This is a genomic window from Novosphingobium sp. 63-713, from assembly GCF_001898925.1.
Lineage (GTDB): Bacteria > Pseudomonadota > Alphaproteobacteria > Sphingomonadales > Sphingomonadaceae > Novosphingobium.
Genome location: NZ_MKVS01000020.1, coordinates 37,460 through 62,872, shown reverse-complemented (window position 1 = coordinate 62,872; position 25,413 = coordinate 37,460). Strand labels below are relative to the sequence as shown.

Annotated in this window: 19 protein-coding genes and 1 riboswitch; of the genes, 8 read left to right on the top strand and 11 right to left on the bottom strand. The window is 63.5% G+C overall.

Annotation, left to right across the window (positions count from 1 at the left end):
- Nucleotides 1–9: 9 nt before the first annotated feature.
- The 7 genes from BGP00_RS10185 to BGP00_RS10155 all read right to left on the bottom strand — a co-directional run bounded on the left by BGP00_RS10185 (nt 10) and on the right by BGP00_RS10155 (nt 7,439).
- The gene (locus tag BGP00_RS10185) at nt 10–1,272 is read right to left on the bottom strand and encodes an MFS family transporter (RefSeq protein WP_292693647.1); all 1,263 of its coding nucleotides are present in this window, start codon (nt 1,270–1,272) and stop codon (nt 10–12) included.
- A complete protein-coding gene (locus tag BGP00_RS10180) occupies nt 1,269–2,426 on the bottom strand; it encodes a M20 aminoacylase family protein (protein ID WP_292693645.1) in 1,158 nt (385 codons plus the stop codon). The genes BGP00_RS10185 and BGP00_RS10180 overlap by 4 nt, the downstream gene beginning before the upstream one ends.
- Before the next feature lie 82 nt (nt 2,427–2,508).
- A complete protein-coding gene (locus BGP00_RS10175) occupies nt 2,509–2,910 on the bottom strand; it encodes a group II truncated hemoglobin (RefSeq protein WP_292693642.1) in 402 nt (133 codons plus the stop codon).
- Nucleotides 2,907–3,332 (bottom strand): thioredoxin TrxC, encoded by a 426-nt coding sequence (gene trxC, locus BGP00_RS10170; protein ID WP_292693684.1) that lies wholly within the window; start codon nt 3,330–3,332, stop codon nt 2,907–2,909. The genes BGP00_RS10175 and trxC overlap by 4 nt, the downstream gene beginning before the upstream one ends.
- Before the next feature lie 85 nt (nt 3,333–3,417).
- On the bottom strand, nt 3,418–4,983 hold the full coding sequence (locus BGP00_RS10165) for an aldehyde dehydrogenase (NADP(+)) (protein ID WP_292693640.1): 1,566 nt from the start codon (nt 4,981–4,983) through the stop codon (nt 3,418–3,420).
- Nucleotides 4,984–5,132: 149 nt separating this feature from the next.
- On the bottom strand, nt 5,133–6,413 hold the full coding sequence (locus BGP00_RS10160; protein ID WP_292693637.1) for an MFS transporter: 1,281 nt from the start codon (nt 6,411–6,413) through the stop codon (nt 5,133–5,135).
- Nucleotides 6,414–6,572: 159 nt separating this feature from the next.
- Entirely contained in the window at nt 6,573–7,439 is an 867-nt protein-coding gene (locus BGP00_RS10155; RefSeq protein WP_292693635.1) for a hypothetical protein, read from the bottom strand.
- 200 nt (nt 7,440–7,639) lie between these two features.
- Between BGP00_RS10155 and BGP00_RS10150 the strand changes: the two genes are divergently transcribed.
- The 4 genes from BGP00_RS10150 (at nt 7,640) to BGP00_RS10135 (ending at nt 9,988) form a co-directional block, all read left to right on the top strand.
- The gene (locus BGP00_RS10150) at nt 7,640–7,945 is read left to right on the top strand and encodes an alkylphosphonate utilization protein (protein WP_273617903.1); all 306 of its coding nucleotides are present in this window, start codon (nt 7,640–7,642) and stop codon (nt 7,943–7,945) included.
- Nucleotides 7,946–7,951: 6 nt separating this feature from the next.
- Nucleotides 7,952–8,893: a 1-phosphofructokinase family hexose kinase gene (locus tag BGP00_RS10145; RefSeq protein WP_292693630.1), complete on the top strand. Its 942-nt coding sequence runs from the start codon at nt 7,952–7,954 to the stop codon at nt 8,891–8,893.
- Nucleotides 8,893–9,318, top strand: a complete 426-nt coding sequence (locus BGP00_RS10140; RefSeq protein ID WP_292693627.1) for a cupin domain-containing protein — start codon at nt 8,893–8,895, stop codon at nt 9,316–9,318. Before BGP00_RS10145 ends, BGP00_RS10140 begins: the two co-directional genes overlap by 1 nt.
- Before the next feature lie 379 nt (nt 9,319–9,697).
- Entirely contained in the window at nt 9,698–9,988 is a 291-nt protein-coding gene (locus BGP00_RS10135; RefSeq protein WP_168603106.1) for a hypothetical protein, read from the top strand.
- Between the two features lie 280 nt (nt 9,989–10,268).
- On the opposite strand, the gene BGP00_RS10130 is transcribed toward BGP00_RS10135, so the two are convergent.
- The 3 genes from BGP00_RS10130 to BGP00_RS10120 form a co-directional block, all read right to left on the bottom strand.
- Complete coding sequence (locus BGP00_RS10130) at nt 10,269–10,679, bottom strand: DUF4440 domain-containing protein (protein WP_292693626.1); 411 nt, start codon at nt 10,677–10,679, stop codon at nt 10,269–10,271.
- 381 nt (nt 10,680–11,060) lie between these two features.
- Nucleotides 11,061–12,923, bottom strand: coding sequence for a phosphomethylpyrimidine synthase ThiC (gene thiC / locus BGP00_RS10125; RefSeq protein ID WP_292693625.1), 1,863 nt, complete (start codon nt 12,921–12,923; stop codon nt 11,061–11,063).
- Between the two features lie 17 nt (nt 12,924–12,940).
- Nucleotides 12,941–13,237, bottom strand: a complete 297-nt coding sequence (locus tag BGP00_RS10120; RefSeq protein ID WP_292693624.1) for a hypothetical protein — start codon at nt 13,235–13,237, stop codon at nt 12,941–12,943.
- 186 nt (nt 13,238–13,423) lie between these two features.
- Nucleotides 13,424–13,529: riboswitch (TPP riboswitch) on the bottom strand.
- Between the two features lie 129 nt (nt 13,530–13,658).
- Between BGP00_RS10120 and crtY the strand changes: the two genes are divergently transcribed.
- Nucleotides 13,659–14,897 carry a lycopene beta-cyclase CrtY gene (crtY, locus tag BGP00_RS10115; protein ID WP_292693622.1) on the top strand — a complete coding sequence of 413 codons (1,239 nt, stop codon included), beginning with the start codon at nt 13,659–13,661 and terminating at the stop codon, nt 14,895–14,897.
- Nucleotides 14,894–16,375, top strand: a complete 1,482-nt coding sequence (locus BGP00_RS10110) for a phytoene desaturase (protein ID WP_168603101.1) — start codon at nt 14,894–14,896, stop codon at nt 16,373–16,375. The genes crtY and BGP00_RS10110 overlap by 4 nt, the downstream gene beginning before the upstream one ends.
- Before the next feature lie 383 nt (nt 16,376–16,758).
- On the opposite strand, the gene BGP00_RS10105 is transcribed toward BGP00_RS10110, so the two are convergent.
- The gene (locus tag BGP00_RS10105) at nt 16,759–16,908 is read right to left on the bottom strand and encodes a hypothetical protein (protein ID WP_292693620.1); all 150 of its coding nucleotides are present in this window, start codon (nt 16,906–16,908) and stop codon (nt 16,759–16,761) included.
- 5 nt (nt 16,909–16,913) lie between these two features.
- On the opposite strand from BGP00_RS10105, the gene rpoB reads away from it, so the two are divergent.
- Nucleotides 16,914–21,065, top strand: coding sequence for a DNA-directed RNA polymerase subunit beta (rpoB, locus tag BGP00_RS10100; protein WP_292693618.1), 4,152 nt, complete (start codon nt 16,914–16,916; stop codon nt 21,063–21,065).
- 70 nt (nt 21,066–21,135) lie between these two features.
- Nucleotides 21,136–25,413, top strand: a complete 4,278-nt coding sequence (rpoC, locus tag BGP00_RS10095; protein ID WP_292693616.1) for a DNA-directed RNA polymerase subunit beta' — start codon at nt 21,136–21,138, stop codon at nt 25,411–25,413.

Here is a 25,413-nt window from a genome sequence, read left to right as displayed (position 1 = left end):
GAGCCGCGCTCAATCACGCAGATAGGGCGCGCGGCGCGGCAGGCTCAGGCTGACGAGGAAAACCATCACCATCATCGCGCTGACATACCAGTAGAACGCGCCCTCATGGCCCGCCTGTTTGGCCCAGAGCGCGGCATATTCCGCCGTCCCGCCAAAGATCGCATTGGCCAGCGCATAGGAAAAGCCGACGCCCAAGGCGCGCACCTGCGTGGGGAACAGCTCGGCCTTGATGATGCCCGAAATGGAGGTGTAGAAACTCATCAAGAGCATGGCGATGCAGATCAGAGCCCCCGCCATCGCCGGCGACCCGGCCCTTTGCAACAGCGCGATCAGCGGCACGGTCAACACCGCCAGCCCCCCGCTGAAAATCAGCATATTGGCCCGCCGCCCGATCCGGTCCGACAGCGCGCCCATCACCGGCTGCATAATCATGAACAGAAACAGGCTGACCGTCATCACACGACTGGCCGTGGTGATCGGCAGGCCCGCCGAATTGACCAGATATTTCTGCATATAGGTGGTGAAGGTGTAAAAGGCCAAAGACCCGCCCGCCGTAAATCCCAGCACCGAAAGGAACGCGCGCGGATATTGGCGCAGCAGGGCGATCAGGCTGCCCGCCTCCTCGGCTTGGCGTGCCTCGGCGCTGCCGCTTTCCTCCAGCCGCGACCGCGCGGCCAAGGCCACCAGCGCCGCCAGCGCCCCGATCACAAAGGGAATGCGCCAGCCCCAAGCCTTCAACTCCGCCTCAGGCAGTAGTGATTGCAGGATCACCACCAGCAGCGCGGCCAGCAATTGCCCACCCACCAGCGTGACATATTGAAAGGATGAGAGAAACCCGCGCCGCCCTTCGGTGGCGATCTCGCTCATATAGGTGGCCGCCGTGCCATATTCGCCGCCCAGCGCGAAACCCTGCACCAGCCGCGCCGCCACCAGCAGCGTGGGCGCCCAGACGCCGATGCTGGCATGGGTGGGCAGGCAGGCGATGGCCAAAGACCCCGCCGCCATCGTCACCACCGAAATGACCAGCGCAAGCCGCCGTCCATGCCGATCGGCAAACCGCCCGAACCACCAGCCCCCGATGGGCCGCATCAGGAACCCCGCCGCAAAGACCCCCGCCGTGTTGAGCAATTGCCCGGTGGGGTCGGCCTTGGGAAAAAAGGCCCCGGCGAAATAGATCGAGCAGAAGGCGTAGATGTAGAAATCGAACCATTCGACCAGATTGCCGCTGGAGGCCGCGACAATCGCGCCGATGCTGCCCTGCTTTTGGCTCACGCAGCATCCCCCAACCAATGCCGCACCAGTCCAAGATGCAGCCGAATGCCCGTCTCCATCACCCCATCGTTGAAATCATAATGCGGATTGTGCAGCGGGGGCGGATTGTCGCCCACCCCTTGGCCCAGCCAGATATAGGCGCCGGGGCGGACCTGCAGCATAAAGGAGAAATCCTCAGAGGTCGCCGCCGGTTCAGGCGCGCGCAGAGCGGTGCCCACCGTGGCGGCCGCATCCAGCGCATCCTGGGCCGCCTGCGGATCATTGATCGTGGCGGGGTAATAGCGGCTATATTCCACGCTCGCCTGCACCTCGAAACTGGCCGCAATGCCCGATGCGATCTGGCGCAGGCGCTGTTCGATCCGGTCCTGAACCGCCGGGTCAAAGGTTCGCACCGTGCCGCCCACGCTCATCTCATGCGGGATGACGTTGAAGGCCTGCCCGCCGTGGATCTGGGTGATCGAGAGCACGGCGTTCGCGCTGGCCGGGATATTGCGCGCGACGATGGAGTGCAATTGCTGCACCAGAGCGGCGCCGGCCAGCACCACGTCATGGGCATCATGCGGGATCGCGGCATGGCCGCCCTTGCCCTTGAGCAGGATGGTAAACCGATCCGCCGCGCCCATGATCGGCCCGGCGCGCGTGGCGATTGTGCCTGCGGGCAGGCTGGGCCAATTGTGCAGCGCATAGACGCGATCACACGGGAAGCGGTCGAACAGACCGTCCTCGATCATTGCCTTGGCGCCGCCTTGGCCTTCCTCGGCGGGCTGGAAAATGAAATGGACGGTGCCGTTCAGGCCGCCATGATCGGCCGCCAAAACCTGCGCCGCGCCCAGCAGCATCGCCATATGCCCATCATGCCCGCAGCCGTGAAAACATCCCGGAATCGTGCTGGCGTAAGGCAGGCCGGTTTTCTCATCGATGGGCAGCGCGTCCATATCCGCGCGCAATCCAATCGAGCGGGGGCCATTTCCCACCCGCAACGTCGCCACCACCCCGGTCCCGCCGATGCCCTCATGCACCTCCAGTCCGATGGAGCGCAATTGCTGCGCCAGCAGCCCCGCGGTGCGATGCTCGGCAAAGCCCAGTTCGGGATGGGCATGAATATCGCGGCGCAGCGCCACCAGAGGGGCGATTCTTGCGGCAAGATCGGTCATCGGTCAGCTCTCAGCGCCCGGCAATGGGCAGGCCGACGGTAATAATCCCGTATCGCGCAGCGAGATAGGCGTAAATTCGCCCCTAGCCCTGCTGGGCAGCCTGCTCCGGCTGATTGGCCATATGCCAGCCCAGCGCCTCGACCTTTTCAAGAATTGTGTCGGACAGCGCGGATTGGGGGACGATTTCGGTCCATGCCTGACGAAAACACAGGAGCCAGCCCTCGATCTCCGCCGCGCCGATGGGGGCAACGAAATGACGCATACGCAGGCGCGGATGGCCATATTTGTCGGTATAGAGCGGCGGCCCGCCCAGCCATCCGGTCAGATATTCGAACAATTTCTCCTCGGCCCGCGCAAGGGAAGGCGGATGCACATCGCGGCAGGCCTTGGCCTCGGGCAGGCGGTCCATCAGCGCATAGAAACGCGCCACCAGCGCCCGCACGGTCGCTTCGCCGCCAAAGGCGTCATAGGGCGTCTGGCTCATCCCCGCGCCCATTCAATGATCCGGCGCGCATCCATCGCGCCTGCCTGCCGCCGGATCTCGCGCCCGCCATGGATCAGCATCAGCGTGGGGATCGAGCGGATGCCATAAGTCGCGCCCAAACCCTGCTCGGCCTCGGTATCGACCTTGACCACGCGGATAAAGGGTTCGAGCGCGGCCGTCGCCTGTTCATAGGCGGGCGCCATCGACCGGCACGGCCCGCACCACGGCGCCCAGAAATCGACCAGCACCGGCAACGTGCCGCGATGGACATGGGCGGCAAAAGCGGCGGCGTTCACCGCCAAGGGATGGCCGGTGAACAGACCCTTGTGGCATTTGCCGCATTGCGGCCCATCGGCCAGCCTTTCGCGCGCCACGCGGTTGGCGCCCCCGCAATGCGGACAGATCACGATCTCGCTTGTTATGGGCTCGCTTGTCATGCCCCCCATATGGCGCGGCGCGCGCCGAATTCCAGAGGGGGGCATGTTTGCGTTGCGGGGGTTTTCCCTGTCAGTCGAACTGACGGCGGGGCAGGCCCAGCGGATTGGCGGCCTTGAGCGCATCAGGCAACAGCGCATCGGGCAGCGCCTGATAGCAGACCGAGCGAAGGAAACGGTGGATCGCCATCGCCCCCACCGATGTCGTGCGCGGATCGGACGTGGCCGGGAAGGGGCCGCCATGCACCATGCTGCGCGAAACCTCGACGCCCGTGGGCCAGCCATTGGCGAGGATGCGCCCGACCTTGCGCTCCAGAATCGGTAGCAGCGGGGCAGCCAACGGATAGTCGGCCTCGTCGATATGCAGCGTGGCGGTCAACTGCCCTTCGAGCCCTTCGAGAACCGCGACGATCTGGGCCGCATCCTGACACCGGATGACCAGCGAGGAGGGGCCGAAGACCTCATGGGTCAGCGCCGAATTGCTCAGCAGATCGGCCGCATCGACCGCCAGCAGGCGCGCCGCGCCGCATTGCGCATCCCCATCCGGCCCGGCGGCCAGCACGGAAACGCCCTCGGCCCCGCTCAGCGTCTCGATCCCGCGCGTATAGGCCGCCGCGATCCCGCCCGTCAGCATCACCTGCGGGGCCACGCCCTTGAGCGCTTCGGAGGCCGCGCCAAGGAAGCGGTCGAGGTCGGGACTGTCGAGCGCGACGACCACGCCGGGGTTGGTGCAGAACTGACCCGCAAACAGGCTGAGCGAGCCGACATAGGCGCGGCCCAGATCCTCGGCGCGGGCGGCCAGAGCGGCGGGGAAGAGCAGCACCGGATTGATCGAGGACATTTCGGCATAGACCGGAATGGGCTCGGGCCGGGCTGCGGCCACCGCCATCAGCGCCAGACCGCCCGCCCGCGATCCGGTAAAGCCCACCGCCTTGATATGCGGATTGGCCACCAGCGCGGTGCCGATGTCATTGCCCGGCCCCTGGATCAGGCTGAACACGCCCTCGGGCAGGCCGCAGGCGGCCACCGCTTCGGCAATCGCTTCGCCCGCCAGCAGAGATGTGCCGGGATGGGCCGGATGGGCCTTGACCACCACCGGGCAACCGGCGGCCAGCGCCGAAGCGGTGTCGCCGCCCGCCACCGAAAAGGCCAGCGGGAAGTTCGACGCGCCGAACACCGCGACCGGGCCGACCGCAATCTGGCGCGCGCGCAGATCGGGGCGGGGCAGGGGCTGACGTTCGGGCAGCGCGGGTTCAATGATCGCGCCCGCCCAGTCGCCTTCGCGCAGGACCTTGGCAAACATGCGCAACTGGCCGGTGGTGCGGCCCAGCTCGCCGTTCAGGCGGCCCTGCGGCAATCCGCTTTCCAGCATGGCGCGCGCGACAATCGCCTCGGCGCGGGCCTCCAGCGCGGCGGCGATGGCGTCGAGGAAAGCGGCGCGCGCCTCGGGCGTGGTTTCGCGATAGGCGTCGAACGCTGCCCCGGCCAGAGCGCATGCCTGCGCAATGTCATCGGCGGTGGTGATGGCGAAATCGCCGTCCAGCGCCTTGCCGGTGGCGGCTTCGATTCCGGTGAAGCTGGCGGTACCGGTGCGGCGCGCGGCGCCGATCAGATAGGCGCCCGAAGTGGCAGAGGACATGGTGGCTCCTTGGCTGGCTCAAAACTCTTGGGGCTGCTGTTTATGGTAGCGCTCCCAAATTGCAAACCATATTGTTTCTGCCCGCCGCGCCTTCAAGTGTCGATTTGCAAGTCGGCATCGAACAAGAGCGATCAAGCATGGATGCGCGCCTAAACCGGCGACTGGCTTTCCGGCGGGCGGCGTTCAAACGGACGGTTTTCAAATCCATGGGCGCCCAGCAACACGGGAAACAGCCGCGCCCAGCCCGCCGCGATCACGATGGAGGCGACCCCGCCAAACACCGCAGCCCCCACCGGCCCCATCAGCGCGGCGGCAAGACCCGATTCCATCTCGCCCAATTCATTCGAGGCCGAGACGAAGAGCGTCGAGATGGCCCCTACCCGCCCGCGCATGTCATCGGGGGTGGAAAGCTGCATCAGGGTCTGGCGGATCAGCACCGAGACCATATCGGCCGCCCCCAGCAGCGCCAGACAGCCCGCCGAGAGCCAGAAGGAGGTGGACAGGCCGAACACCACGGTAAAGACGCCATAGATGCCCACAGAGCCCAGCATCTTGGCCCCGACATGATCGCCCACCGGCCGCCATGACACGAACAGCGCCGTGCCCAGCGCGCCCACCGAGGAGGCCGCCCGCAGCAGCCCCAGCCCGTCCGGCCCGACATGAAGGATATCGCGCGCATAGACCGGCAACAGCGCCGTCACCCCGCCCAGCAGCGTGGCGAACATATCCAGCGTGATCGTGCCGAACAGCAGCCGGTTCGAGCGGACATAGGCCAGACCTTCACGCATCAGTTCAAGCGGGCCGCCCGGCGATCCGCGTGAATGGGCGGCATCCGCGCTGATCAGGATTTGCGCCGCCAGCGAAAGGGCCACCAGCACCGCGGCAAAACCAAACGCCGCCCCCGGCGATACCGCATAGGCATAGCCGCCCAGCACCGGCCCCAGTATGCCCTCCTCGCGCCCGGCAATCGCCCCCAGCGCAATCGCGCGGGGCAAAGCCTCGGGCGGCACCGTGGCCGAGAGCAGCGCATTCATCGCCGGCATGTAAAAGGCCCGCGCCGCCGCAAAGCCCGCCGCGACAATATACAGCACCATCAGAGACAGCCCGCCCCGCGCCGCCAGCAGGCAGAGCGGGACGAGAAAGCATAATTGCCCGATCAGCGCGCCGCGCACCACCTTGCGTCGGTCATGCCGGTCGGCCGCCAATCCGGCCAGCGGGTTGCAGATCAGAAAGGGCAGAAACTGCGCCAGCCCCACCAGCCCCAGCCGCAGCGCGGCGGCGCGCACCCCATAGCTGGACCGCGCCACATCATAGACTGCCCAGCCCAGCGCCATCACCATCGCATTATGCCCCAGCATCGCCGTCAGCCGGGCCAGCCAGTAGAATTGGAAATCGCGGTAATGCAGCGGGTGTCTGGGCGCTTGCGTCATGGGCGTCGCGCTATCAGTGCGGGTGGACCGCGTCGAGGAGGAACTGGGCCGACAGGGCAATGCATGCGCGGCCCCGCAAAGCCATGGCGCGGGCCGCAACGATCAGAAAAAACGTGGGAAAGGGGGAGGGCGCGATGCCCGGCCCTCCCCCTCTGACGATCAGCGATGGTGGCCGTAATAGCCCCGGCCGCCATAATAGCCGCGCCCGCCGTAATAGCCCCGGCCCGGCCCGCCGTAATAATAGCCGCGCGGCATCGGGCGATAGGTGCGGTAGTACCAGCTGTGATAGGGATAGGGGCGATAGACCCACGCATTGTCGACATAGACCCACGGGCGATACCACGCCGGGGCGGCATAGACATAATCGCTCTGGGCATAGACATAGGCGGGCGCGCCGCCGCGCGTCACATAGCCCGGAGGACAGCCGGGGCTGGTTTCGCCGCCGCTGCTGCTGGCCACGGCCGCGCCGCCCACCGCGCCGATCGCCGCGCCCGCGGCCATGCCGACGCCCGTGTCATGGCGCCCGGCCAATCCGCCGCCGATGATCGCGCCCAGCACGCCGCCTACCAGAGCGCCCGCCCCGGTATTGCCGCGCGATTTTATGCAATTGTTGCGCGCCCAGTTTTCCGCATCGGCGGCATAACGGGCATCCGCGCCATAATCCTCGCCGCCCGCAACATAGCCTTGCGGGGGCGGGGGCGGAGTGCGGCCGTCATAGCCTTGCGGTTCGGCCGGCTCGGGCGGAGGATTGCGGTAATCATAGCCGCCCTGTTGGGCATTGGCCCCCTGATTGGGATAGGATGGCTGGTTGGGATAGGGGGCCTGATTGGGATAACCCTGCTGATTGGGGTAGCCCTGCTGATTGGGGTAGGGCGCCTGATTGGGATAGCCGCCCTGATTGGAATAGGTCTGACCCGCCGGATAGGGGGCGCCGTTCTGGGCCGAGGCATAGCTGGCCGCAACAGGCGAGAGCCCGACCGCGATCGCGCTGGCGGCCATCAGGGTTTTTTGCAAAGAATGGGTCATGATGCCTATCCTCGGTGATCGGCCTTGAAGGGAACGGCCTGTCTGAAATTCTGTTGTAACAATTGCCATGATCCGCGTGAACGCAGGCTGACACAGCGCAAAGCGCGACAATTTATTACCGGATAGGGGCCCGGGGATTAACGGGCCGATGGCCAAGGCCGCCATGGCGTGCCAAGGGCCGGGATGAAAGGAATGAGACGATGAGCGCTGATGAAGATTATGTGTATGACGAGGAAAGCGGCGAATGGATGTCGGCTTCCGAACTGGCCGCCAAGCGCGCCGCCGCCGATACGGTCGAGGTGCGCGATGCGGTGGGCAATCTGCTGGCCGATGGCGATCAGGTGACGCTGATCAAGGATCTGGAAGTGAAAGGCGCGGGCCAGACATTGAAGCGCGGCACCTTGATCAAGTCGATCCGCCTGACGGGCGATCCGCAGGAGATCGATTGCCGCTATGACGGGATCAAGGGGCTGGTGCTGCGCGCCGAATTCGTCCGCAAGAGGTAAAGCCCGATGCGCGTCGCCACATTGACGATGAATCCCGCCATTGATGGGTCCTGCGAGGCCGAGGCGGTGTTTCCCACCCACAAGATCCGCACGCATGATGAGCGGTACGATCCGGGTGGCGGCGGGATCAATGTGGCGCGCGTGCTGGCGCGGATGGGCCATGCTTCATCTCTTGGCGCGGTCGAGGTGATCTATCTGGCAGGCGGGGCGACAGGCGCGCTGCTCGACGAATTGCTGGATCAGCATGGGCTGGATCGTCACCGCATCGCCATCCATGACCATACGCGGCAATCGCTGGCGGTCTATGAAAGGTCGAGCGGCAAGGAGTTCCGCTTTGTGCCCGATGGCCCGCTGGTGGCCGAGGACGAGTGGCAGGCGGCGTTCGATCATGTGGCCGGGCTCGAACACGGCTGGCTGGTGGCCAGCGGGTCTTTGCCGCGCGGGGTGCCGGTGGATTTCTATGCGCGGGTTGCGGCGGCTCTGGCCCGGCGCGATGTGCGGGTGGTGGTCGATACGTCAGGCCCGGCGCTGGCGGCGGCGCTGGATCAGGGCGGGCTCTATCTGGTCAAGCCCAGCCAAGGCGAGTTCGAGGCGCTGATCGGCTGCAAATTGCCCGATGCGCAGGCCGTGGGCGAGGCGGCCATGGAGATGGTGCGCAGCGGCAAGTCCGCGCATGTGGCCGTGTCCATGGGGCATGAGGGCGCGGTGCTGGCCCATGCGGACGGGGTGATCGTGCGGCCCGCGCTGGATGTGCCGGTCAAAAGCGCGACCGGGGCGGGCGACAGTTTCGTGGGCGGTATGGTCCATGGTTTTTTGCGCGGCGAGGATGCGGCGGGCGCGTTCCGCTGGGGCATGGCGGCGGGGACGGCGGCGGTGATGTCGCCGGGCACAGACCTGTGCCACCCGGAGGCGGTGCGTGAGATGTGGCTGGCTTTGGGAGATAGGTGATGCGTGATCCGCAGGCGGCGGCGATCATCGAGCGATTGGGGATGCAGCCGCATCCCGAAGGCGGTTGGTATGTCGAATTGTGGCGCGAGGGTGAGGATCGCGGGCGGGTTAGTACGATCTATTTCCTGCTGGAGGCGGGGCAGACATCGCATTGGCACCGGATCGATGCGGCCGAGGTGTGGCTGTGGCATGGCGGATCGGCACTGGATCTGGGCGTGGCGGCCGGGGGCGCGGGGCCGGTGCGCTGGATCCGTCTGGGCGGCGATGTGCTGAACGGCGAGACGCCGCAGGGGGGGATCCCGACCGGGCATTGGCAATCGGCGCGGGCGGGTGATGGCTGGGCGCTGGTCAGTTGCGTGGTGGCGCCGGGATTTACCTTTGACGGGTTTGAACTGGCGCCGCCCGGCTGGCATCCGGGCGGATAGCGGTTCGATGCTGCGTCGCGTCATTCCATAATGGTTTTCAGAAAATGGGCGCGATGCGATTCGCGAGGGCGAGCGCAGATTGAATTTGGCACTTTCCTCCCGACCGGGCGGGGCGAATTTGTATGCATTCCTATTCAAGGTTTATGCGGGGTGATCTGACCCTGCAACCTCGAAATGGCCAGCATTTCCCGGAAATATGCCGAATTCTAACGGGATAGGTGGAGATTTTCCAAGCGTATGGTTCGGGATGGTTGCGAAAAATGCAATCATATCGTTGGTGAATGCAATTGCTACATTCCCACCATTCACGTTAGACGGGCTTCAACAACATAAAGGGTGCTTCGAGGCAATTGTTCCTAACCAAATAGGGGATATTGCCATGATCAAGACTGTTATCGCCGCCGCCGCTTTCGCTCTTCTGCCCACCGTTGCTTTCGCTGAAGAAGCCCCCAAGCAGAGCTTCACCTATCAGGGCGTGACCTACACCTACACTTCGGAAGTGCAGAACGGCGTCAAGGTTCTCAAGGGCTCGGCCTATAACGGCAAGGTGCCTTTTGAACTGAAGGTGACCAAGAACGGCGTGTCGGGCACCTTCAACCGCGCTCCGGTCAACTTCGACATGCACGAAGTCCAGCACCTCGACAACAAGGACGTTGTCGAAGGCCAGTAAGCGATTGGCCCCCACCGGGCCGATCCTCTCTGAATGCTGAGATACGTGCGGAAAAGCACAATGGGCGGCTGGAAGATCACTTCCGGCCGCCCTTTTGCATGTGCGCTTGTGAGAGAGTTGCGGCCCAGCCGGGTTGGTAGCCTCTTCTATAAGAGCCAGCCAGGCCGCGTGGTGGATATGGCAGGCCGCATCTGACAAATCCATGAATGAAATGGCCACATTGGCAAATTTTATGATTTTTTATGACGGGCTTGGTTGACCGGCCGCGCTGGCAGGCCGATCATTTCAGCGTCACGAAAATCTCGGCTTCCAAGACCCAGCGCGATTGCGTGGCATTGGCCGCAAGATTGCGCCATTTCGCCGCATACGTGCCCGAGGCCTGCACCTTGCCACCGGCATCGACGCCCTGCCAGGCGCCCTGTTCCATCGCGATTGGTTCAACCTCGCTTGTGATAATCGCCTCTGTGGTTCGCACATAGGTGGTGCGCAGTGCAGCAGGGGCGGCAAATTCACGCTTCCATGCCAGCAGTTGCGCCTTGCGCCCGTTCAGCAGCGCGCTGTCCGTGCCCGTGATCAGCGTCACATGCGGGGCAAGAATGGCGCTGACGGCATTCAGGTCGCTCTGCGCCAGCGCGCGGTTGAAGGTGGCGCGGGCAAGGCGGATGGCAAGGTCGGCGGTCGGGTTATGCATGGTGTTTACCGCTGCGCGATTTTTCGGTTTTAGGGAAGGGGCGTTTTGGGGCGGAAGCAGGCTTGCCTCCGGCGGGCAAAGGGCGAGGGCCCTTTGCAATCCCGTTATGGGGTGGTGGTGGGTTGGCGAGGTGGCGCCGTGCTCAGTGGGGCATAAAGCCTGCGGCGCGGCCACACAGCGCCAAAAGCGCCGCAGGCTTTAAATTCCCGATGGCGCGTTCGACGAAAAAGGCCGCACCCATGACACAACCTAAAAGTTACGGGATTGCAAAGGGCCCTCGCCCTTTGCCCGCCGGAGGCAAAACAAACACGCGCGCCACACAAAACAAAAGGGCCGAGAGCCGCCTGGCCCCCGACCCTTTCATCCATTCCAAACGAACCCTTATTCCGCAGCCGGAATGTAGAGATCGCCCGCTTCCTTATACTTCTCGCTCATCTGGGCCATGCCGGCCTCGGCATCCTCGGCGGCGGCAAACGTCTCAATCGGCGCGTTCTGCTTGGCGGCAAAGTCGCGCACTTCCTGCGTGATCTTCATCGAGCAGAATTTCGGTCCGCACATCGAGCAGAAGTGGGCGGTCTTGGCCCCTTCTGCGGGCAGAGTCTGGTCGTGATACTGCTCGGCGGTGTCCGGGTCGAGCGACAGGTTGAACTGATCGCGCCAGCGGAATTCGAAGCGTGCGCGCGACAGGGCATCGTCGCGCAGCTTGGCCGCCGGGTGGCCCTTGGCAAGGTCGGCCGCGTGGGCGGCCAGCTTGTAGGTGACGACACCAACCTTGACGTCATCGCGGTCGGGCAGGCCAAGGTGCTCCTTGGGCGTGACATAGCAGAGCATGGCGGTGCCGAACCAGCCAATCATCGCCGCGCCAATGCCCGACGTGATGTGGTCATAACCCGGCGCAATATCGGTGACGAGCGGCCCGAGCGTGTAGAACGGAGCTTCACCGCATGCGGCGAGCTGCTTGTCCATGTTCTCCTTGATCTTGTGCATCGGCACATGGCCGGGGCCTTCGATCATCACCTGAACGTCCTGCTCCCACGCGCGCTTGGTCAGCTCGCCAAGGGTGTAGAGTTCGGCAAACTGCGCCTCGTCATTGGCATCGGCAATCGAGCCGGGGCGTAGACCGTCGCCCAGCGAATAGGCTACGTCATAGGCCTTCATGATCTCGGTGATCTCGTCGAAACGCTCGTAAAGGAACGATTCCTTGTGATGGGCCAGACACCACTTGGCCATGATCGAGCCGCCGCGCGACACGATCCCCGTCACGCGCTTGGCGGTCAGCGGGATATAGGGCAGGCGCACGCCCGCGTGGATGGTGAAATAGTCGACGCCCTGTTCGGCCTGTTCGATCAGCGTGTCGCGGAAGATTTCCCAGTTCAGGTCCTCGGCAATGCCGCCCACCTTTTCCAGCGCCTGATAGATCGGCACGGTGCCGATGGGAACGGGGCTGTTGCGCAGGATCCATTCGCGCGTGTCATGGATGTTGCGGCCCGTGGACAGGTCCATCACCGTGTCGGCGCCGTGGCGGATGGCCCAGACCATCTTGTCCACTTCGCTGGCCACGTCCGAGGCCACGGCCGAATTGCCGATATTGGCGTTGATCTTTACCAGAAAATTGCGGCCGATCGCCATGGGCTCGGATTCGGGGTGGTTGATGTTGCTGGGAATGATCGCGCGGCCCCGCGCCACTTCGGACCGCACGAATTCGCCGGTGACGAAATCGGGGATTTCCGCGCCCCAGCTCTGCCCGTCGCGCTCCAGCTTTTCCTTCAGGATCGCGCGGCCAAGGTTTTCGCGCTGCGCCACATATTCCATTTCGGGCGTGACGATGCCGCGGCGGGCATAATGCATCTGCGACACATTGGCGCCCGCCTTGGCGCGCAGCGGGCGGGGGTTGACCGCCGGGAAGGCGGGCACGCCGCCGCTGCGATCCGGACCTTTAAGGCCATTGTCCTCGGGCTTGACCGCGCGGGCGTCATATTCCTCGACATCGCCGCGCGCCAGGATCCATTCGCGGCGCAGCGGGGCAAGGCCCGCCGAAATGTCGATCGTGGCATTGGGATCGGTATAGGGCCCGGACGTGTCATAGACCCGCACGGCCGGTTCGTTGGCCGACGACTCCAGCGCGATTTCGCGCATGGCAACCTTGATTTCGGGATGGCTGGGCGAGGGGACGTAGATCTTTTTCGAGCCACGGATCGCGCCGGTGGTAACGCCAATTTCAAGGGGGGAGTTGATGTCGGCCATGGAGTGCTTTCTGCTGTTTATCCGAAGCGGGCCATGCCGATCACGGTCAAAGCCAGCCCGATGAAAGTGGTGATGCCGGCCCAGCCCTTGTGAAAATTACCAAGGGTTTTCAGCCACATCTGGGTATAAAGATCACAGGCGAACAAGATGGCCAGGCTTTCGGCCATCATCAGTCCGCCCAATGCCTTGATGATGCAGGTGAGAAGGTCATGCGGTATCCATGGGTTGGCCAGATAGACCAGGCTGCCCACCAGCAATTCGAGCATTCCGCACAGGAATTGCAGGGCGGGCGAGCCTTCCACCTCGCCGATCATGGTTTGCCAAACTCCCGGTTGCCTAAGTGCCCCTGCTCCCGCGGCCAGCGCGGCCAGACCAAGAATGAGGGCGCTCCATGCAGTCGGATCTCCAGCTTCTTGCATACCTTCTCCTGTTTTTTCGTTTTTATCTCGCCTTCATATTCTGCGGCGTCAGGAGAGGAGGAGCGGGGGGCACCATACCGGGCCGACAGACGCTTCCCTCCCTACGCCCGGATTAACGGGTTCAGGTTCAGCGGGTCGTGGGGCGTTAGGCCCACCTCTCAGCCACATGGCTCCCCGGGGATATGTATGGCAGGTTATGCGAAGGCGAAGGCCTTGGCAAGCGCGCTGAGGGCCGGTTTTGCCGCCGTGAAATTTCTCACGGATTTGCCCCTATGGTCGGTTGCCGGAAAGCGGTTGCTAACATAGACTTGGGGCCATGGCGGGAAATGACACGGATATTGCCATCCTCGGGGGCGGATTGGCAGGCGGGCTGGTAGCGCTGGCTCTGGCGGCGCGGCGGCCCGATCTGCGCATCCTGCTGGTCGAGCGGGAGGAGAAGCTGGGGGGGCACCATTTCTGGTCCTTCTTCCTCAGTGACATTCCGGTGGCCGCGCGCTGGTTGCTCAAACCCCTGGTAGTGGGCAAATGGGGCAGCCACAGCGTGCGTTTTTCCGGCAACCGCCGCCATCTGGGCAATCCCTATCGCACGATTTCGAGCGCCCGTTTCGATGCGGTCCTGCGCGAGGCTTTGCCTGCAGGCTCGATCCTTACCGGGGCCACGGTGACAGCCTTTGACCGGCGCGGTTTCACGCTGGCCGACGGACGGCAGTTTCGCGCGGGGGCGGTGATCGACGCGCGCGGCGCGGCGGCCTTTCCCGGCCTGCGTGGCGGGTGGCAGAAATTTCTGGGCCAGATGGTGCGCACCAGCGCCCCCCATGGCCTGAGCGCCCCCATCATCATGGACGGCAACCGGTCGCAACATGATGGGTTCCGCTTTGTCTATGTCCTGCCCTTTTCGGATGACACGGTGTTTATCGAGGACACCTATTATTCCGACACGCCTGACATCGACGCCCCCACCCTGCGCGAGCGCATCGAGGCCTATGCCAAGAGCCGCAGCTGGACCATTGTCGAGGTGCTGGACGAGGAGCAGGGCGTGTTGCCGGTGGTGGCCGAGGGCGAGCCCCATGCGCTGATCGAGGGTATGCATGGCGTGGCGCGGATCGGCGTGGCGGGCGGGCTGTTTCATCCGCTGACCGGCTATTCGCTGCCCACGGCGGTGCGCGTGGCGACGATGATTGCCGACATGTCCGATATGTCGGGCGATGCGATCGCCGGGGCGGTCGAGGATTATGCGCGGGCCCATTGGCGCGCGGGCGGCTTCTATCGCCTGCTGGCGCGGATGCTGTTCGGCGCGGCGCGGCCCGACAAGCGGCACCGGGTGTTCGCCCGTTTCTATCGTCTGGGCGACAGGCTGATCGAACGCTTCTATGCCGGGCAATCGACATGGGCGGATCGCGTCCGCCTGCTGGTCGGGCGGCCGCCGGTGTCTTTGATGGCGGCTCTGGCCTGTCTGGTCGGGCGGGGGCGCGAACTGGCCGATCTGGGGGCGCCTGGGCGCCTTTCTCAGGATACAACGATACCGGCCTTTGCCGGGGAAACCGAGGACGCATGAAAAAGGCCTGTGTGATTGGCGCGGGATTTGGCGGGTTGGCTCTGGCCATCCGCCTGCAATCCGCCGGGATCGCCACGACGCTGGTCGAGGCGCGCGAGCGTCCGGGCGGGCGTGCTTATGTGTGGGAGCGCGAAGGGCATACGTTCGACGCGGGCCCCACGGTCATCACCGATCCGTCCTGCCTGTCCGAACTGTGGGGCCTGACGGGGCAGGACATGGCAAGCGATGTCGATCTGATGCCGGTGATGCCTTTCTATCGCCTGCAATGGACCGATGGCAGCCATTTCGACTATTCCAACGATGAAGCCAAATTGCGCAGCGAGATCAATCGCGTGGCGCCGGGTGATCTGGCGGGCTATCAGCAATTTCTCGATTTCGCGGGCGAGGTCTATCGCGAGGGCTATGTCAAGCTGGGCCATGTGCCTTTCCTTGACTTCAAGAGCATGATTAAGGCCGCTCCCGCGCTGATGAAGCATCAGGCGTGGCGCAGCGTCTATTCGCGCGTCGCCGGTTTCGTGCAGTCGGAAAAGCTGCGCGAGGCGCTCTCGTTCCATACGCTGCTGGTGGGCGGCAATCCGATGGCTACCAGCAGCATCTATGCGCTGATCCACAAGCTGGAAAAGGATGGCGGCGTGTGGTGGGCGCGGGGCGGCACCAATCGGCTGGTTTCGGGCATGGTCGCGCTGTTTGAACGGCTGGGCGGGACGGTGCGGCTGGGCGATGGAGCGGTTCGGATTCACACCATCGGCAATCGCGCGCATGAGGTGGAAACCAAGAGCGGGTGGCGCGAACGCTTCGATGCCGTGGCCAGCAATGGCGACCTGATGCACACCTATCGTGACCTGTTGGGTGATACGCCGCGCGGGGTGGAATATGCCCGCTCGCTGGCGCGCAAGCGCTGGTCGCCCAGCCTGTTCGTCGTCCATTTCGGGCTGGAGGGGCAATTCCCCCATATCCCCCATCACATGATCCTGTTCGGGCCGCGCTATAAGGGGCTGCTGGAGGATATTTTCGACAATGGCGTGCTGCCGCGCGATTTCTCGATCTATCTGCACCATCCCACCGCTTCCGATCCTTCCATGGCGCCCGAGGGGCGTTCGACCTTCTATGCGCTGGTGCCGGTCGCCCATCGCGGCAAGCTGGCGGTGGATTGGGATCAGGTGGGGCCGATCCTCGAACAGCGCATCCTTGACGAAGTGGGCCGTCGCCTGATCCCCGATATCCATGACCGGGTGGCCACCAAGTTCCACTATGCCCCCACCGATTTCGAAACCGACCTCTCCGCCTATATGGGCAGCGCCTTCAGTCTCGAACCGATCCTGACGCAGAGCGCCTGGTTCCGGGGGCATAATCGCGATGATGTGATCCCGAATCTCTATTTGGTTGGCGCGGGGACGCATCCGGGGGCGGGGATCCCCGGCGTTGTGGGCAGCGCGAAGGCGACCGCCGGGTTGATGATTGAGGATTTGCGGGGGTAGGCTTTTAGGGGCTTTTGCCTCCGGCGGGCAAAGGGCGGGGGCCCTTTGCAATCCCGATATTGTCGGCGTGGCGTTAGGGGTTCGGCCTTTGGTGTCGGACGCGGCGTTGGGAATTTTAGAGCCTGCGGCGCTTTTGATGTGAGTTTTATGATCATGGAGCATGGTGCCACCTCGCAGACTAAACTTGCCCCCCATAACGGGATTGCAAAGGGCCCCCGCCCTTTGCCCGCCGGAGGCAAACCTTATTCCTCCGACAATTGACAAACCGCCCCCACACGCCTAATGCCCGCCGGTTCCATCGCTTCGAGCAAGGGCGGCCCAGCGCGGGGGTCATCCACGAAAGGAGGCGATGGTTTGCATCTGACGCCACAGGCTGCGGGCCTTCATCCTTGATATAGGGTGATTCGCCAGCGGCCTTTTGTGCGTTTGTCGGTGCCGCCATTTACCCCGCGCATGGCATTATTTTCCGGCTTAACGGCTCTTTTTTCCGCGAAAAAGATCCGCTGCGCCACCAACGAAAGAGGCAAAGTCAAGCCCTATGGCAACCCAGCCCATCTCCCGCGCTTCGGCCAAGCGCCGGATCCGCAAGATCTTCGGTGATATTCACGAAGTGACGCAGATGCCGAACCTGATCCAGGTTCAGCGCGAATCCTATGAGCAGTTCCTGCGCTCGAACCCCGCTGTGGGTTACGTCTCGGGTCTGGAAAAGACGCTGCGTTCGGTGTTCCCGATCCGCGACTTTGCCGGGACCAGCGAGCTGGACTTTGTGCATTACGAATTGGAAGAGCCCAAGTACGACATCACCGAATGTCGTCAGCGCGGGATCACCTATGCCGCTCCGATGAAGGTCACGCTGCGCCTGATCGTGTTTGAAGTCGACGCCGAGACCGAGACCCGGTCGGTGCTCGATATCAAGGAGCAGGACGTGTACATGGGTGACATGCCGCTCATGACCGAGAACGGCACCTTCGTCATCAACGGCACCGAGCGCGTGATCGTGTCGCAGATGCACCGTTCGCCGGGCGTTCTGTTCGACCATGACCGCGGCAAGACGCATTCCTCGGGCAAGTTCCTGTTCGCCGCCCGCGTGATCCCGTATCGCGGTTCGTGGCTGGACTTTGAATTTGACGCCAAGGACATCGTCAACGTCCGTATCGACCGCAAGCGCAAGCTGCCCGTCACGGCGCTGCTGCATGCGCTGGGTTTGAACGACGAAGAGATCCTGCACTACTTCTATCAGACGATCGTCTGGAACCGCGCGAGCGGCGGCTGGAAGATCCCCTATGTTGCCGAAGCATGGCGCGGCGCCAAGCCCGCTTTCGACATCGTCGATGCGGCCAGCGGCGAAGTGGTCTTTGCAGCGGGCACCAAGATCAGCCCGCGTGCTGCCAACAAGGCGGAAAAGGACGGCCTCAAGGATCTGCTGATCCCGACCGAGGAAATCTTTGGCCGTTACAGCGCCAATGACGTCATCAACGAATCGACCGGCCGCATCTATATCGAGGCCGGCGAAGAGGTGACGGCGGAAAATCTGGCCGCGCTCGACGCTGCCGGGATTGACGCTTTCGAACTGCTCGACATCGACCATGTTTCGACCGGTCCGTGGATCCGCAACACGCTCAAGGCTGACAAGGCTGAAGACCGCGATCACGCTCTGGCCGATATCTATCGCGTGATGCGCCCCGGCGAACCGCCGACGCGCGAAACCGCCGAAGCGCTGTTTGCCGGCCTGTTCTTTGACGCTGACCGCTATGACCTCTCGGCCGTGGGCCGCGTCAAGCTGAACATGCGTCTTGGCCTGGAATGCGACGACACGATCACCACGCTGCGCACCGACGACATCATGGCCGTCGTCAAGGAGCTGGTGAACCTGAAGGACGGCAAGGGCGAAGTCGATGACATCGACAACCTCGGCAACCGCCGCGTCCGTTCGGTGGGCGAGCTGCTGGAAAACCAGTATCGCGTCGGCCTGCTGCGCATGGAGCGCGCCGTCAAGGAGCGCATGAGCTCGGTTGACGTCTCGACCGTGATGCCCAACGACCTCATCAACGCCAAGCCCGCCGTGGCCGCGGTGCGTGAGTTCTTCGGCTCCTCGCAGCTCTCGCAGTTCATGGACCAGACCAACCCGCTCTCGGAAGTGACGCACAAGCGCCGCGTTTCGGCGCTCGGGCCGGGCGGTCTGACGCGTGAGCGCGCGGGCTTTGAAGTCCGCGACGTTCACCCGACCCACTATGGCCGTATCTGCCCGATTGAAACGCCGGAAGGCCCGAACATCGGTCTGATCAACTCGCTCTCGACCTTTGCGCGCGTCAACAAGTACGGTTTCATCGAAACCCCGTACCGCAAGGTGATCGACGGCAAGGTGACCAAGGACGTGGTCTACCTCTCGGCGATGGAAGAGCAGAAGCACACGGTGGCGCAGGCTTCGGCCGAAACCAACGCGGATGGCTCTTTCGTCGAAGAACTGGTTTCGGCCCGTCAGAACGGCGAATTCGTGATGGCGCCGCGCGAAACGATCACGCTGATGGACGTTTCGCCCAAGCAGCTCGTTTCGGTCGCCGCCTCGCTCATTCCCTTCCTGGAAAATGACGACGCCAACCGCGCGCTCATGGGTTCGAACATGCAGCGTCAGGCTGTGCCGCTGGTGAAGGCCGATGCGCCTTTCGTCGGCACGGGCATGGAAGAAACGGTTGCCCGTGACTCGGGCGCCGCGATCGCCGCCTCGCGCGCCGGTATCGTCGATCAGGTGGATGCCACCCGTATCGTGATCCGCGTGTCGGGTGATATCGAGCCGGGCAAGTCGGGCGTGGACATCTACACGCTGCAGAAGTTCGAGCGTTCGAACCAGTCGACCTGCATCAACCAGCGTCCGCTGGTGAAGGTGGGCGACAGCGTCGAAAAGGGCGATATCATTGCCGACGGTCCCTCGACCGAGCTGGGCGAGCTGGCGCTGGGCCGCAACGTGCTGGTCGCGTTCATGCCCTGGAATGGCTACAATTACGAAGACTCCATCCTGATCAGCGAACGCATCGTGAAGGAAGACGTCTTTACCTCGATCCACATCGAGGAATTTGAAGTCATGGCCCGCGACACCAAGCTTGGGCCTGAAGACATCACCCGCGACATCCCGAATGTGGGCGAGGAATCGCTGCGCAATCTCGACGAAGCGGGCATCGTCTATATCGGCGCCGAGGTACACCCCGGTGACATCCTGGTCGGCAAGATCACGCCCAAGGGCGAATCGCCGATGACGCCGGAAGAAAAGCTGCTGCGCGCGATCTTCGGTGAAAAGGCCAGCGACGTGCGTGACACCTCGCTGCGTCTGCCGCCGGGCGTTGCCGGTACGATTGTCGACGTGCGCGTCTTCAACCGTCACGGTATCGAAATCGACGACCGTACCCGCGCGATCCAGAACGAGGAAATCGAACGCCTCGCCAAGGACCGTGAGGACGAGCGCGCGATTCTGAACCGCGCCACCTTCAACCGTCTCAAGGACATGCTGCTCGGCCAAGTGGCCGCGGCCGCGCCCAAGGGGCTGAAGAAGGGCATCGAGATCACCGAGGAAGTGCTGGCCGAGGTCGAGCGCTACGAATGGTGGAAGTTCGCCGTGGCCGACGATGCGCGCCAGCAGCAGCTGGAAGCGACCAAGGCGCAGTATGACACGGCCATCAAGGCGATCGTCGAGAAGTTCGAAGATCGTAAGGAAAAGCTGGAACGCGGCGACGAGCTGGCCCCGGGCGTCCTCAAGATGGTCAAGGTGTTCGTGGCGGTGAAGCGCAAGCTGCAGCCGGGCGACAAGATGGCCGGCCGTCACGGCAACAAGGGTATCATCAGCCGCATCCTGCCGCAGGAAGACATGCCCTTCCTGGAAGATGGTACGCCGGTGGACTTCGTGCTGAACCCGCTGGGTGTGCCTTCGCGCATGAACGTGGGTCAGATCTTCGAAACCCATCTGGGCTGGGCCGCGCGCGGTCTGGGTCGCAAGATCGGTGCTGCTCTGGACGCATGGCGCGAGGCCAATCCGAACCCGCAGGCGGGCGAAGCCCCCGAAGCGGTGCGCGAATTGCTCAAGGACATCTATGGCGACAACTACACCGCCGAGCTGGAGGAGCGCAGCGATCAGGAAATCGTCGAGCTGGCCCAAAGCGTGCGCAACGGCGTGCCGATGGGTTCGCCGGTGTTCGACGGCGCGGTGGAAGCCGATGTGACCGCGATGCTGCGCAAGGCCGGGCTGGATGAATCGGGTCAGGTGACCCTGTTCGACGGCCGCACGGGTGAGGCGTTCGACCGCAAGGTGACCGTGGGCATGAAGTATGTCCTCAAGCTGCACCACCTTGTTGACGACAAGATCCATGCGCGTTCGATCGGGCCCTACAGCCTCGTCACCCAGCAGCCGCTGGGCGGTAAGGCGCAGTTCGGTGGTCAGCGCTTTGGTGAAATGGAAGTGTGGGCGCTGCAGGCTTACGGCGCGGCTTACACGCTTCAGGAAATGCTCACCGTCAAGTCGGACGACGTGGTGGGCCGCACCAAGGTGTATGAAGCCATCGTCAAGGGCGACGACACGTTCGAGGCCGGTATCCCCGAAAGCTTCAACGTGCTCGTCAAGGAAATGCGCTCGCTGGGCCTGAATGTCGAACTGTCTTCGTTGACCGACGAGGATGGCGACGATCTGGCCGACGCGGCGGAGTGAGGGGATCGGGCGGCCTTGACCGGCCGCCCGCCCATCGCCCCAGAGATTTGACCCCTTAGAGGGACGACATATGAACGACCTGACCAAATTTACCAATCAGATGGCGAAGCCGGAAACCTTCGACCAGATCCAGATCGGTCTGGCCTCGCCCGAGCGCATCCGCAGCTGGTCCTTCGGCGAGATCAAGAAGCCGGAAACGATAAACTATCGCACGTTCAAGCCCGAGCGTGACGGCCTGTTCTGCGCGCGTATCTTCGGCCCCGTTAAGGACTATGAGTGCCTTTGCGGTAAGTATAAGCGCATGAAGTACAAGGGCGTCGTCTGCGAAAAGTGCGGCGTCGAAGTGACCGTGACCAAGGTGCGCCGCGAGCGCATGGGCCATATCGAACTGGCCGCGCCGGTCGCGCATATCTGGTTCCTCAAGTCACTGCCTTCGCGCATCGGTCTGCTGCTCGACATGCAGTTGAAGCAGCTCGAACGCATCCTGTACTTTGAATCCTATGTGGTGATCGAGCCGGGCCTGACCCCGCTTGAAAAGTACCAGTTGCTGACCGAGGACGAGCTGCTCGACTATCAGGACGAGTATGGCGAAGACGCGTTCAGCGCCGGCATCGGTGCCGAGGCGGTCAAGCACATGCTGATGAGCCTCGACATGGTTCAGGAGAAGGAAGACCTTCTCAAGGAACTGGCCGAGACCAAGTCGGAACTGAAGCCTAAGAAGATCATCAAGCGCCTGAAGGTCGTGGAATCCTTCATCGATTCGGGCAACCGCCCCGAATGGATGATCCTCGACGTGGTGCCGGTCATTCCGCCAGACCTGCGCCCGCTGGTGCCGCTGGACGGTGGCCGCTTTGCGACCTCGGACTTGAACGACCTCTATCGTCGCGTCATCAACCGTAACAACCGTCTGAAGCGCCTCATTGAACTGCGCGCGCCCGACATCATCGTGCGCAACGAAAAGCGCATGTTGCAGGAAGCCGTTGACGCCCTGTTCGACAACGGCCGCCGTGGCCGCGTCATCACGGGTGCCAACAAGCGTCCTCTCAAGTCGCTGTCCGACATGCTCAAGGGCAAGCAGGGCCGCTTCCGTCAGAACCTGCTCGGCAAGCGCGTCGACTATTCGGGCCGTTCGGTCATCGTGACCGGGCCGGAACTCAAGCTGCACCAGTGCGGCCTGCCCAAGAAGATGGCGCTCGAACTGTTCAAGCCGTTCATCTACGCACGTCTGGATGCCAAGGGTCTGTCGATGACCCTGAAGCAGGCCAAGAAGTGGGTGGAAAAGGAACGCAAGGAAGTCTGGGACATCCTGGACGAGGTGATCCGTGAACACCCCGTCATGCTCAACCGTGCGCCCACGCTGCACCGTCTGGGCATTCAGGCGTTTGAACCCGTTCTGATCGAGGGCAAGGCGATCCAGCTTCACCCCCTGGTCTGCTCGGCCTTCAACGCCGACTTCGACGGTGACCAGATGGCCGTCCACGTTCCGCTGAGCCTTGAGGCCCAGTTGGAAGCGCGCGTGCTGATGATGTCGACCAACAACATCCTCTCGCCCGCGAACGGCAAGCCGATCATCGTGCCTTCGCAGGACATGGTGCTGGGCATCTATTACCTCTCGATGGACCGAGCAGGCGAGCCGGGCGAGGGTATGCTGCTGGCCGATATGGCCGAAGTGCATCAGGCGCTGGAGGCCAAGGCCGTCACGCTGCACTCGAAGGTCATCGCCCGCGTTCCGCAGACCGACGAAGACGGCAAAACGTACCTGAAGCGTTTCGAAACGACTCCGGGCCGTATGCTGATCGGCGAATGCCTGCCCAAGAGCCACAAGGTGCCCTTCGACGTCGTCAACCGCCTGCTGACCAAGAAGGACGTGGGCGACGTGATCGACGAGGTCTATCGTCACACCGGCCAGAAGGACACGGTGCTGTTCGCCGACGCCATCATGAGCCTCGGCTTCCGCCACGCGTTCAAGGCAGGCATCTCCTTCGGCAAGGATGACATGATCATCCCGGATTCGAAGGATGCGCTGGTGGCCGAGACCAAGGAACTGGTCGCGGATTACGAGCAGCAGTATCAGGACGGTCTGATCACGCAGCAGGAAAAGTACAACAAGGTCATCGACGCCTGGAGCCGTTGCGGCGATCAGGTGGCCGCGGCCATGATGGAAGAGCTGAAGTCCAGCCCTATGGACCCCGAGACCGGCCGTCAGAAGCCGATCAACGCGATCTACATGATGAGCCACTCGGGCGCGCGTGGTTCGCCGACCCAGATGAAGCAGCTGGCCGGTATGCGCGGTCTGATGGCCAAGCCGTCGGGCGAGATCATCGAAACGCCGATCATCTCGAACTTCAAGGAAGGTCTGACCGTTCTTGAATACTTCAACTCGACCCACGGCGCCCGTAAGGGTCTGGCGGACACCGCGCTCAAGACGGCGAACTCGGGTTACCTGACCCGCCGTCTGGTCGACGTGTCGCAGGACTGCGTGGTCATCATCAATGACTGCGGCACCGAACGCGCTCTGGAAATGCGCGCGATCGTTCAGGGCGGCAGCACCATCGCCTCGCTGGGCGAGCGTATCCTCGGTCGTACTCTGGCCGACGATATCCTTGCCAAGGATGGCTCGGTGATCGTGGGCAAGGGCACGCTGCTGGACGAACCGGCGGTGGCGCTGATCGAATCGCATGGCATCCAGTCGGCGCGCATCCGCTCGCCGCTGGTCTGCGAGGCGACCCAGGGCGTTTGCGGCACCTGCTATGGCCGTGACCTTGCGCGCGGTACGCCGGTCAACATCGGTGAAGCGGTTGGCGTTATCGCCGCCCAGTCGATCGGTGAGCCCGGCACGCAGCTGACCATGCGTACGTTCCACATCGGTGGCGCGGCGCAGGTGAACGAACAGTCGAACCTTGAAGCGTTGTGCGACGGTCACGTCGAATATCGCGACATCCCGACCATCGTGGACAAGCGCGGCCGTCTGCTCAGCCTGGCCCGCAATGGCGAAATCGCGCTGATCGACACCGATGGCCGCGAGCGCGCCATGCACCGTGTGCCTTATGGTACGCATCTGCTCCACAAGAGCGGCGCGACCGTGAAGCAGGGTGAACGTCTGGCCGAATGGGATCCGTTCACCACGCCGATCATCACCGAAAAGTCGGGCAGCGTGAAGTATCAGGACCTGATTGACGGCCGCACGTTGACCGAGCAGGTGGACGAAGCGACGGGTATGACCCAGCGCATCATCACCGAAAACCGCTCGACCAGCCGCGGCAAGAAGGAGGACCTGCGTCCCCGTCTGACCCTGCTGGACGAAGGTTCGGGCGAGGCTGCACGCTATATGCTGGCGCCGGGCACGACGCTTTCGGTCGAAGACGGTCAGTTCGTGGAATCGGGCGACGTTATCGCGCGTGCTTCGCGCGAAGCTGCCAAGACCCGCGACATCACCGGCGGTCTGCCGCGTGTGGCCGAACTGTTCGAAGCGCGCATTCCCAAGGACAATGCGGTGATCGCCAAGATCGCCGGCCGCATTGAATTTGTCCGCGATTACAAGGCGAAGCGTAAGATTGCCATTGTGCCGCAGGAAGGCGAACCCGTCGAATACCTGATCCCCAAGAGCAAGGTGATCGACGTTCAGGAAGGCGACTGGGTCAAGAAGGGCGACAACCTGATCTCGGGCTCGCCCAACCCGCATGACATTCTGGAAGTGATGGGGATCGAGGCTCTGGCCGAATATCTCGTCGCGGAAATTCAGGAAGTCTATCGCTTGCAGGGCGTGAAGATCAACGACAAGCACATCGAGGTGATCGTTCGCCAGATGCTGCAAAAGGTTGAAATCACGTTTGGTGGCGACACCACGCTGCTGCCGGGCGAGCAGGTCGATCTGGAAGAAATGCTGGAAACCAACGGCAAGCTGACCGAAGGCCAGCGTCCCGCCGAAGGCAAGCCGGTGCTGCTGGGCATCACCAAGGCTTCGCTCCAGACGCGTTCGTTCATCTCGGCGGCGTCCTTCCAGGAAACCACCCGCGTGCTCACGCAGGCGGCGGTCGAAGGCAAGAGGGACAGCCTGATCGGTCTGAAGGAAAACGTCATCGTGGGTCGTCTCATCCCCGCCGGTACCGGCGCGGGCATGAACCGTATCCGCGTGGCCGCCTCCAGCCGCGATGCTGCGCTGCGCGCCTCGTATCGCAAGCTGCAGGAGCACCTGATCGCTCCGGCAACGGCGGCCGAAGAGCACGCGGCCGAACTGGCACAGGGGCCTGAGGCCGCTGGTCTGGTCGATCCGCTGGCGCCGATGGAAGGGGAAACCCACGGCCTCGACGCCGATGCCGGTGAATACCTGAACAAGGGCGAGGAATAA